We start from the raw sequence: 3,307 nt of genomic DNA, 5'->3' as shown, positions 1-3,307 counted from the left end.
GTGGCCTGTTTTTACTCACCCGGAAAGCACACCAGAGAGTGTCTGATGGTTTGTGTGTGGGTACCTAACCCGCATAAGGAGATGGACCAGAATGACTACTGTGGCGAGACGAGATCCGGCTAATAAGGCCAAGATTGATGCGATTGAAAAGAAGCTGCTTGCTAACCCTGACATCGCGAAACTGATTGATGACCTAGGCACGTCCACAACGGATGCCAACGACCTAGTTCGCGGCATGTTACAAGCCTCGATTACCAGGGGACTCAACGCTGAAATGGATGCCCACCTGGGCTACGAGTCTGGCGACAGGAGCGCTAAAGCTGCAGCTAGAACAGACAATTACCGCAACGGGTCGTATCCAAAGACCGTGGATTCTAACTACGGGCCAGTCACCGTTGATGTCCCTCGGGATCGGGCTGGAACATTCTTGCCGACTATGGTCCCTAAAGGTTCTAGGCGCTTGACTGATGTCGATGACATGATCGTCAGCTTGTACGCCGGTGGGATGACAATTAGGGACATCCAGCACCATATGGCAACGTCGATGCGTGTCGATATTTCCCATGAGACGATTTCTGCGGTTACTGACGCCGTGCTCGATGAGGTCATGGTCTGGCAAAACCGCCAGCTAGACGAGTTCTACCCCGTGGTTTTCCTGGACGCGTTGCGCATTAAAGTCCGCGACGACGGCCGAGTAGTCAACAAATCTGCGTACATGGCAATCGGCGTGGATCTCAACGGTATTAAGCACATTTTAGGATTGTGGATTGCCAAGGAAGAAGGCGCTTCATTCTGGGCGCAGGTATGCGCCAACCTTTCTAACCGTGGGGTCAAGGACGTCTTTATCGTCTGCTGTGACGGGCTGAAAGGCCTGCCAGAGGCAGTTGAGGCAACCTGGCCGAACTCTATGGTGCAAACCTGTATCGTGCACCTGATTCGCGCCGCTAACCGGTGGGTAGCCTACGGGGATCGCCGGGGCGTATCAGCCGCGTTGAAAAAGATTTACACTGCCACGGACGAGCCCACAGCACAGGTTGCTTTAGACGAATTTGAAGCCTCCGAGCTGGGTGAGAAATATCCCCGCTCAGTCAAGGTCTGGCGTGATGCGTGGGCGCGTTTCGTACCGTTTCTCCAGTTCCCACCAGCAGCCAGAAAGGTAATCTATACGACGAACTCCATTGAGTCGTTTAACAATGAACTGCGTAAAGCTACCCGCAACAGGGTGCAGTTCACCAACGATGAATCAGCGATAAAGACGCTGTGGTTGATGACCTGCAACATCGAAGACAAACGAGCCGCAAAGAGGGCAAAGCAAGGCAAACGAGTCTCAGCGACAGCCGGCAGACTCATGGAAGGAGCCCGAGTTTCCGGCTGGAAACAAGCCATCAACCAAATGGCCGTTGCCTACCCCGACCGCTTCGACAAATACCTATAAACCTAGCCCCACACACAAACAACTTGACACCCTCCGAACAAGCAAGCATTGATAGATGCAGGTCTGCACTACATTTTGTCGGTGAAACCCCACCGTGCCTGAGGTGATTGAAACCTGGCGGCGGGAAATCCCTGGTGAAGCCTACGCCCACGGCCAGATCTGGACACAAGCCTCGGCAAGCGATGCGCGCAAACACACAACCCCGAATACGGTGACCCACTTCCAGTACTCCTATGATCGGGCCAGACGCGGCCTGCGCGGAATCAAAGAGCAAGTCGCAAAAGCCAAACGCGCTGTTGACGGCGAAATCGCCATTAAGCGCAACCGCTATTTCGATCTTTCCACCCCGAACAAGAAGGTCAACTACGCTCTCGCTGCAAACACCGAGCCCTAGCCGGAATTAAAGGCTATGAAACCGACCTGACCGCTCTTCCCGCCCAGGAGGTTATCAGGCATTACCGCAGGCTATTCCACATTGAAAATGTCGTATCGGATGTCGAAATCAGACCTGAAAGCACGCCCAATCTATGCGAGGAAACAAAACTCGATCACAGCACATCTCAATATTGTGATGGCAGCACTAGCCGTGACCCACCTGATGGAGACCCGCAGTGGTCACTTCATCAAACGCCTCGTGAGAACACTCAAGAAATACCGCAGCTTTCAACTCGTCGTTGGCGGCGAAACCATTCACGCCGCCGTACCATTCCCGCCCGACCTCACTGCCACCATCCAAGTAATCACCGGCCGCGAACTTCCGCACAAAATTGGCCTAAGTCAGGTTAGAAGGGAATCAGCACACCGTCTCGTGGGATTCGTGCTCTGGGTGCTCAATCTGGATGGTGGAGTGCTCGATACCGTGTTCGCGCAGGGCCTGCTGGGCGGCATCCAACAGCGGGCCGGTGCCGACGGTGCCGTCGCGCACGATATGCACGGTCGTGAGCACGTTCACGCCGTCCAGGCTCCACAGGTGCAGGTCGTGGATGTCAGCAACGCCCTCGACCTGCCGCAGCGCGGGCTCGATCGCACTGGCGTCGAAGTCCGCCGGGACTTGCTCGAGCAGCACGCTCGCTGAAAGCCGCATGAGCTGCCAGGCGCGCGGCAGCACCATCGCCGCGATCGCTAGGGAGGCGATCACGTCCGCCGCCACAAACCCCGTGGTCAGTACCACGATGCCGGCCACGATTACTGCGACCGAGCCGAGCATATCCACTAACACGTGCAAGAACGCGCCCTCCACGTTGATCGAGGATTTGCGGTGCCGGTGCAGAACCCACGCCGATAGCGCATTCGCCACCAGGCCGATCACCGCGATGATCAGCATCGTTTTTCCCTGCACTTCGGCCGGGCTCTGCAGGCGGCGCACCGCCTCGACGACAATCCACACCGAGATCGCCAGCACCATCACTGCGTTCGCCAGTGCAGCAAGCACCTCCACTCGTCGGTAGCCGTACGTGGCCTGAGCCGATGCTTGTCGGCGCCCAACCAACACCGCTAACACCGCGATGATCAACCCCGCAGCGTCGGAAAGCATGTGCATCGCATCCGCCATCAGCGCCATCGAACCCGCCAACCAGCCGCCGATCAGCTCCGCGAAGAAGACGGTGCCGGTAATGCCTAGCGCAATCAAGAGTGCGCGCAGCGGCGTGCTGGAGTGATCGTGGTCGTGGTGCTCGTGTGCCATGCACTCAGCCTATCCCCGTCGACGCTTATTGACAATTAAATGAAAATGGATGGCGGTAAGCGCAGCCACTGAGGCCAAGTCGGCCTGATTTAGGTCATTGTGCAGTTGTCCTTTGAATGTGTAGAGAAGCTGAAACATGAACAACCAAAAAGTAGGGTTAAGTAGCAGAATGTGTGTCCGTTCGGCGT

Annotated in this window: 4 protein-coding genes; 2 read left to right on the top strand and 2 right to left on the bottom strand. The window is 56.3% G+C overall.

The genetic code is table 11. The features are described 5' to 3' along the window. The first annotated feature begins 91 nt into the window (after positions 1 to 91). On the top strand, positions 92 to 1,435 hold the full coding sequence (locus HMPREF2692_RS08290) for an IS256 family transposase (protein WP_062035649.1): 1,344 nt from the start codon (positions 92 to 94) through the stop codon (positions 1,433 to 1,435). Positions 1,436 to 1,529: 94 nt separating this feature from the next. Then, positions 1,530 to 1,829 (top strand): hypothetical protein, encoded by a 300-nt coding sequence (locus HMPREF2692_RS08285; protein WP_141740993.1) that lies wholly within the window; start codon positions 1,530 to 1,532, stop codon positions 1,827 to 1,829. A 186-nt stretch (positions 1,830 to 2,015) separates the two neighbouring features. Here the strand turns inward: HMPREF2692_RS08285 and HMPREF2692_RS08280 are convergent, their stop codons facing one another. Both HMPREF2692_RS08280 and HMPREF2692_RS08275 read right to left on the bottom strand, forming a co-directional pair. Beyond that, on the bottom strand, positions 2,016 to 2,198 hold the full coding sequence (locus HMPREF2692_RS08280; protein WP_005324624.1) for a hypothetical protein: 183 nt from the start codon (positions 2,196 to 2,198) through the stop codon (positions 2,016 to 2,018). Positions 2,199 to 2,228: 30 nt separating this feature from the next. Further along, entirely contained in the window at positions 2,229 to 3,119 is an 891-nt protein-coding gene (locus HMPREF2692_RS08275) for a cation diffusion facilitator family transporter (protein WP_005328806.1), read from the bottom strand. Between the last annotated feature and the right edge of the window lie 188 nt (positions 3,120 to 3,307).

Origin of the sequence: Corynebacterium sp. HMSC036D03 (assembly GCF_001836185.1) — a bacterium.
GTDB classification, from domain to species: Bacteria; Actinomycetota; Actinomycetes; order Mycobacteriales; family Mycobacteriaceae; genus Corynebacterium; species Corynebacterium simulans.
The sequence above is the reverse complement of the archived record's forward strand: the minus strand, read 5'-3'. Positions and strand labels throughout refer to the sequence as shown.